Source organism: Halomonas sp. BC04 (genome assembly GCF_000568385.1).
Window position 1 is genome coordinate 1 of record NZ_AZQX01000284.1, and the last position, 6627, is coordinate 6627.

7 protein-coding genes and 1 pseudogene are annotated in these 6627 nt (G+C 64.9%); 6 read left to right on the forward strand and 2 right to left on the reverse strand.

Translation table 11 applies throughout. From position 1 onward, the window contains the following. Positions 1 to 109: 109 nt before the first annotated feature. Positions 110 to 1679, reverse strand: a pseudogene (gene gpmI, locus Q427_RS19370) (2,3-bisphosphoglycerate-independent phosphoglycerate mutase). A gap of 254 nt (positions 1680 to 1933) precedes the next feature. Here gpmI and Q427_RS19375 point away from each other — a divergent pair. The 4 genes from Q427_RS19375 to Q427_RS19390 all read left to right on the forward strand — a co-directional run bounded on the left by Q427_RS19375 (position 1934) and on the right by Q427_RS19390 (position 4550). Continuing rightward, positions 1934 to 2356: a rhodanese-like domain-containing protein gene (locus Q427_RS19375; RefSeq protein WP_043516757.1), complete on the forward strand. Its 423-nt coding sequence runs from the start codon at positions 1934 to 1936 to the stop codon at positions 2354 to 2356. 28 nt (positions 2357 to 2384) lie between these two features. After that, on the forward strand, positions 2385 to 2912 hold the full coding sequence (secB, locus tag Q427_RS19380; RefSeq protein ID WP_043516760.1) for a protein-export chaperone SecB: 528 nt from the start codon (positions 2385 to 2387) through the stop codon (positions 2910 to 2912). 28 nt (positions 2913 to 2940) lie between these two features. Further along, the gene (locus Q427_RS19385; RefSeq protein WP_081786104.1) at positions 2941 to 3669 is read left to right on the forward strand and encodes a 16S rRNA (uracil(1498)-N(3))-methyltransferase; all 729 of its coding nucleotides are present in this window, start codon (positions 2941 to 2943) and stop codon (positions 3667 to 3669) included. Between the two features lie 125 nt (positions 3670 to 3794). Continuing rightward, positions 3795 to 4550, forward strand: coding sequence for a CvfB family protein (locus Q427_RS19390; protein WP_043516762.1), 756 nt, complete (start codon positions 3795 to 3797; stop codon positions 4548 to 4550). Between the two features lie 34 nt (positions 4551 to 4584). Here Q427_RS19390 and Q427_RS19395 read toward each other — a convergent pair whose 3' ends face one another. Continuing rightward, positions 4585 to 5130, reverse strand: a complete 546-nt coding sequence (locus Q427_RS19395; RefSeq protein WP_043511771.1) for a VOC family protein — start codon at positions 5128 to 5130, stop codon at positions 4585 to 4587. A gap of 170 nt (positions 5131 to 5300) precedes the next feature. Between Q427_RS19395 and gshB the strand changes: the two genes are divergently transcribed. Together gshB and Q427_RS31515 are read left to right on the forward strand one after the other, a co-directional pair. Further along, positions 5301 to 6287, forward strand: a complete 987-nt coding sequence (gshB, locus tag Q427_RS19400; protein WP_043516764.1) for a glutathione synthase — start codon at positions 5301 to 5303, stop codon at positions 6285 to 6287. Positions 6288 to 6330: 43 nt separating this feature from the next. Next, on the forward strand, positions 6331 to 6627 hold a 297-nt coding region (locus Q427_RS31515), incomplete at its 3' end, for a hypothetical protein (protein WP_197030743.1).

Consider the following 6627-nt stretch of genomic DNA (forward strand, 5'->3'; position numbering starts at 1 on the left):
GTTGGGCGGCCTGAGCCGCTGCCGGGCCCAGCACCAGCGCAAGGCTAAGCAACAGGCTCGCAGGGCAGGGCGGTGCCGAATTGAGCTCATGGTTTGCGGGCCCGGCTCATCATGCCGGTTCGATCAACACCCGGCCGGTCATCTCCTCGGGGATGGCTGGTTCATCAGCGTGAGCAGGTCGGTGCGATGTCGCAGAGACAGCCATCATCGAGCAGCCTTACAGGCTGTGGGCCGACATAGATCATGGGCACGTCGAAGGTAGTATGAGCGGTCTGCGCCACACCGGTTTCCGGGTTCACCATCTGTTCCGCGTTGCCGTGGTCGGCGGTGACCAGGCAGGCGCCGCCGGCATGCTCGATGGCTTCCACCACGCGACCAACACAGGCGTCCACCGCCTCGATGGCCTTGACGGCGGCGTCGAACTTGCCGGTGTGGCCGACCATGTCGCCGTTGGCGTAGTTGCAGACAATCAGGTCGTAGTCGCCGGCATCGATGGCTTCCACCAGGCGGTCGGTGACCTCTTCGGCGCTCATCTCGGGCTTCTCGTCGTAGGTCTTCACCTCCTGGGGGGAGGGCACCAGTACTCGAGTCTCGCCATGATATGCCTCCTCGCGGCCACCGGAGAAGAAGAAGGTGACGTGGGCGTACTTCTCGGTCTCGGCAATGCGCAGCTGGGTCAGGCCGCGCTGCTCCATGACTTCGCCCAGGGTGTTGTGCAGCTCTGCCGGCGGAAAGGCCGCGGGCGCAGGAATATCGGCGGCGTACTGGGTCAGGGTCACCAGACTACCCCCTGCCAGGGAGGGGCGAGCCCGACGCTCGAAGCCGCTGAAGTCATCCTCGACGAAAGCCCGGGTCAGCTCGCGGGCACGGTCGGCGCGGAAGTTCATGAAGATGGCGGCATCGCCGTCGGCGATGGGGGTAGCCTCGCCGTTGGGGCGGATGACGGTGGCGCTGACGAATTCGTCGTTCTCGCCTCGCTCGTAGGCGGCGCGTAGCCCTTCTTCGGCACTGGCCGCCTCGAACTCGCCGTGGCCTTCGGTGAGCAGGCGATAGGCCTTCTCGACGCGATCCCAGCGGTTGTCCCGGTCCATGGCAAAGTAGCGGCCGATGATCGAGGCGACACCGCCATTATCGGCGCCGACCAGTTCCGCCAGCTTGGCGTTGGTGCGTTCGATCGAGGCCAGCGCGCTCCTGGGCGCCGTGTCCCGGCCGTCGAGGAAGCCGTGCACGAAGATGCGCTTGGCCCCTCGGCGGGCGGCCAGCTCGGCCATGGCCAGGATGTGGTCCTCGTGGCTGTGCACCCCGCCCGGGGAGAGCAGGCCCAGCAGATGCACGGCCCTGTCCTGCGCCACCGCGGCATCGATGGCGTCGGTGAGGATGGTATTGCCGTCCAGGTCCCCGTCCTCCACCGCCTTGGTGATACGGGTAAGCTCCTGGTAGACGACACGTCCCGCACCCAGGTTCATGTGGCCCACCTCGGAGTTGCCCATCTGGCCCTCGGGCAGCCCCACATGACGGCCATCGGTGTGAATCAGGGTGTGGGGTCTTTCCAGCCACAGCCGGTCCATCACCGGCTTGTGAGCGGCGGCCACCGCATTGTCGGTGCTGTCAGGATTATGGCCATAGCCATCGAGAATGATCAGGGCGACGGGACGAGGTGTAGCGGCGGGAGTCGTCATAGGGGTAAAGGCCTCGTTTGGTATTGGCGCGACCGGGGCTTACCGCCAGGCGCGGTGCCGCTGGACATAGCGTCTGCAACCGTCGGGGACGACGGGGGTCGCGACTTGAATCGGCTTGCGGCATCATAACGCACGGCATGGCCGAGCGTCATATCAGGTAAAGCGCGGGGCATGCCGCCAGGGGCCATGGCTTGGTGTATACTGTCCGCCTTCAGATTGCCCTAAACGTGTATCGAGAAGAGTGTTCCGGACCCATGATCGATCAGCTGTTCGAATTCGTGCAGAATCACCCGCTCCTGGTGGGTGCCTTCCTGTTGGTGCTGACTGCCTGGATCGCCTACGAGGTCCGCAACAGTGCCGCCAGTGGTGTGACTTCCGGTCAGGCGACACAGCTGATCAACCGCGAGGACGCCGTGGTCGTTGATACCCGCGAAGTCGGGGATTTCAAGGCCGGCCATATCGCCGGTGCGCGCAACATCCCTCAGAGTCGTATCGACGACAATATGAGGGAGCTGGAAAAAGTGAAGGACAAGCCGATCATCGTCGTCTGCAAGAACGGCCAGTCAGCGGGCATTACGGTCGCCAAGCTGACCAAGGCCGGCCTCCCTCGGGTGCTCAAGCTCAAGGGCGGCATGATGCAGTGGCAGGCCGACGGTTTGCCGGTGGTCAAGAAATAGTCAAACACAAGACGCAAAGGATACTTCCATGGCCGAAGAGAATAGCCAGAACGCCAACGCCGCCGGTGGCAGCCAGGCCGCCGACCAGAACAAGCAGCAGCTGCAGTTCGCCGTCCAGCGTATCTACGTCAAGGACATCTCCTTCGAGGCGCCGAACTCGCCCGCCGTTTTTCAGCAGCCGTTCAAACCCAAGGTCAGCCTGGATCTCAACACCTCCAGCAGGAAGGTGGGTGACGACCTGTTCGAGGTGGTGATCAAGGTCACGGCCCAGGTCAAGCACAGCGAGGAGGGCACCACCTCCTTCCTGGCCGAGATCGAGCAGGCCGGCTTGTTCCGCATCAGCGGTATCGAGGGCGCGCAGCTCGAGCACACTCTGGGCGCCTTCTGCCCCAACGTGCTCTTCCCCTATGCCCGCGAGTGTGTCGACAATCTGGTCAATCGCGGCGGTTTCCCGCCCCTGATGCTGGCGCCGGTCAACTTCGAGGCGATCTACGCCCAGAAGAAGAAGCGCGAGGCCGAGCAGGCCCAGCAGCAGGGCGAGCAGACCACCCAGTAAGGGCGGCTCGCCAGTGTCTGCCAGGAGCGTGGCAAGAGCCCCGCGTATCCACGTCGCCGCCGACTTCACCGTCGGCGGCGACGTCGTTCTGCCCGAAGGAGCCGCGCGCCACGTGGCGAGGGTGCTGCGCATGAGCGAAGGTGCGCCGCTCACCCTGTTCGATGGCCAAGGCCAGCAAGCCAGAGCGGTTCTCATCGAGGCGGGCCGCAAGCGGGTGGTGGCACGCATCGAGGCCGTCGAGGCGGGGTGCGGGGAGTCGCCATTGGCCGTCCACCTGGGGCAGGCGATCTCCAAGGGCGATCGCATGGACTACGCCATCCAGAAGGCCGTCGAACTGGGTGTCGCTGCCATCACGCCGCTCTACACAGAGCATGGCGACGTGCGCCTCAAGAACGACCGTGAGGCCAGGAAGCTCGCCCACTGGCAGGCGGTGGCGGTCAGCGCCTGCGAGCAGTGCGGCCGTGCCACGGTGCCGCCGGTTTATCCCCCCATGGCACTCACCGACTGGCTCGCCGAACGCGACGAGGCCCTGCGGCTGGTGCTTCACCCGGCCACTGACCGTGTTCTCGAGGGCACAACGGCGCCGTCCAGCGTGGCGCTGTTGATCGGTCCGGAAGGCGGTCTGTCCAGTACCGAAGGCGACGCCGCCCTGGTGGCCGATTTTTCTCTCCTCTCCCTCGGCCCGCGCATCCTGCGCACCGAAACCGCGCCGGTTGTGGCGCTCTCCCTCTTGCAGTATCGCTTCGGGGATATTTAGGAGCCTGTCGGACTTGACGCTGATCTACTGCGACGATCGGTCAATTCCGACAGGCTCCTGGCTTCGGCTTTGCCCAAGCCGTGGGAGGCCTCATAATGCCCTCACACTCTTGCGGAACCCTCGCCATGTCCTCCTCCTTTCACGACCGTCGCCATGATCGGCCGACAGCGCCACGCCCGCCCCAGCCCTCCGGCCGTGAGAGCCGCCCTCGGGCGCCCAAGGCCCGGGTCGGCGAGGTGGCCTACCTAGAGGTGGTCGCGGTCAACGAGACAGGGGCGTTTCTGGACTGGGGCCACCCACGGGATCTGCTGCTGCCCTATGGCGAGCAGCGCTTTCGGCCCACGCCCGGCAAGCGGGTACTGGTGCTCATCTACGAGGATCAGCAGGGTCGGCCGGTTGCCTCCCAGAAGCTCGACCGCTTCATACAGGACGAGGCCACCGGCTACGCAGCGGGTGATGAGGTCGTGCTGGTCATCGCCGACCGCACCGATCTCGGCTTCAAGACGGTGGTCGACCATCGCTTCTGGGGGTTGCTCTATCAGGACGACGTGACCCGTCCGCTGCGCAGGGGCCAGCGCGTGCCCGGCTTCGTCAAGCGGCTGCGCGAGGATGGCCGCCTCGACCTGTCATTGCTGCCACCGGGCTCGGCTCGGCTCGATGTGGTGGGGGATCAGGTGCTCAAGGCACTGCGCGAGAGCGGTGGCTATCTGCCGCTCTCCGATGCCAGCCCGGCCCATGTGATCAAGGCAAGGCTGGGAGTGAGCAAGAATGCCTTCAAGCAGGCCATCGGCCGACTCTACAAGCGCCGCCTGATCGTGATCGAGGATGCCGGCATCCGCCTGACGCCCGGCGCTACGGAAGCCCAAGACCAGGGCGGGTGACGACAGGCGGTGCTGCGCGAGTAGCCAATGCCGATCAGTCCAGCGCCTTGAACTCTTCCTCATGCAGCCAGGCGGCGTGCTTGGGTGCCCGCTTGGTCTTCGACCACTCCTCCACCATGGCCGGCGCCACTTCCTTGAGCTGCTTCATCTGTTCCGGGGTGCCCTTTTCATAGGTCAGCTCCAGGCGGTGTCCGTTGGGGTCGAAGAAGTAGATGGAGCGGATGATGCCGTGCTCGGTGGGCCCCAGCACCTTCACGCCCTTGCTCTCCAATTCCTCCTTGGCGGCCAGCAGGGCAGCCTCGTCGGCCACGCGGAAGGCGATGTGCTGGACCCATTCGGGGGTGTTCGGGTCGCGGCCCATGGGCGGCGAATTGGGGATCTCGAAGAAGGCGAGGATATTGCCATTGCCGGCATCGAGGAACAGGTGCATGTAGGGATCGGGCTCCTTGGTGGAGGGCACCCGGTCCTCGGCGATGGCGACCAGAAAGTCCATATTGAGCTTGTCCTGGTACCACTCGACGGTCTCCTTGGCGTCGTTGCAGCGGTAGGCGACATGGTGAATCTGCTGGATATCGATCATGGATGGAGCCTCTGTGCCTGTATTTAGTTTCATTTGAAACTAAGTTAGGGGTAAAGCTCCCACCTGTCAAGCGTGGTCTCCCGTGCCAGCCTTGGTGTTGGCCAGGGCCTGCGGCATACTTCGTTCATCCAAGCCCCTTCGTGGCCACACTGACTCCGATGAGCAAGCCGATGAGCAAGCCGACAAGCGAACGCGCCTTAAAAGTCGGGGTGGTAATGGACTCCATTGCGCACCTCACCTACAAGAAGGACACCACCCTGGCCATGCTTTGGGCCGCCCAGGAGCGAGGCTGGTCGCTGCACTACATGGAGCAGGAGGATCTGTTCCTGAAGGATGGCCGCGCCCATGCGCGGATGCGCGACCTCACCGCCTTTCGCGACCCCGAGCGCTGGTACGCCCTGGGCGCCCCGGAAGCCACGCCGCTTGCCGAGCTGGACGTGATCCTGATGCGCAAGGACCCGCCGGTCGATGGCCACTTTCTCAACGCGGTACATCTGCTGGGCTTCGCCGAACGAGAGGGCGTACTGGTGGTCAACCCTACCGTGGCCCTGCTTTCCTGCAACGAGAAGCTCTTCGCCCAGGAGTTTCCCCAGTGTTGCACGCCGACCCTGGTCTCCTGCAGCGAGCCGGTGCTGCGCGCCTTTCATGCCGAGCACGGCGATGTGATCTTCAAGCCGCTGGACGGTATGGGTGGCAGCGGTATCTTTCACGTGCAACCGGAAGGGCGGAACCTGGGGGCGATCATCGAGACGCTCACCGAGCGTGGCCAGCGACAGATCATGGCCCAGCGCTACATTCCCGAGATCAGGGATGGCGATACTCGAATCCTGTTGATCGAGGGGGAACCGGTGCCCTATGGCCTGGCCCGGGTGCCCATGGCCGGCGAGACCCGGGGCAATCTGGCCGCCGGCGGCACGGGTGTCACCCGGGAACTGACTGAGCGCGACTACTGGCTGATCGAACAGGTACAGCCGATGATTCGTGAACGGGGGCTGATGTTCGTGGGCCTCGACGTGATCGGCAACTACATCACCGAGATCAACGTGACGAGCCCCACCTGCGTGCGTGAGATCGACGATCAGCGCGGTACCGACATCGCCGGGCTGTTGATGGATGCCATCGAGCGGCGCCTGGAGCGGGCCGCGGCTCAGGCATAGCCAGCCCTACAATATATCCGCACGAGGAGAGCCTTCGAGACACATGGCGGTCACCATCAGCGATCCCATCCGCTATGCCCCGGTCACGCGCTCCTATCGCCGCTGGCTGGCGCTTTCGGCTGCGCTGCTACTGCATCTGGCGCTGATCGGCGTGGTGGCCAGTTTCCGGTTTGCGCCGGCTCCGCCGGAACGCTCGAGCCTGGACGTGGTACTGGTGACGCAGCCTGCCGAGGTTCCGGTGGAGGCGGACGCATGGCCGAGACCGACCAGCAGGCCGCCGGGGAGCCTGTCGAAGAGGCCCCCGCCGAGTCCCGGGCGGCGGCCATGGAGGAGATACCCA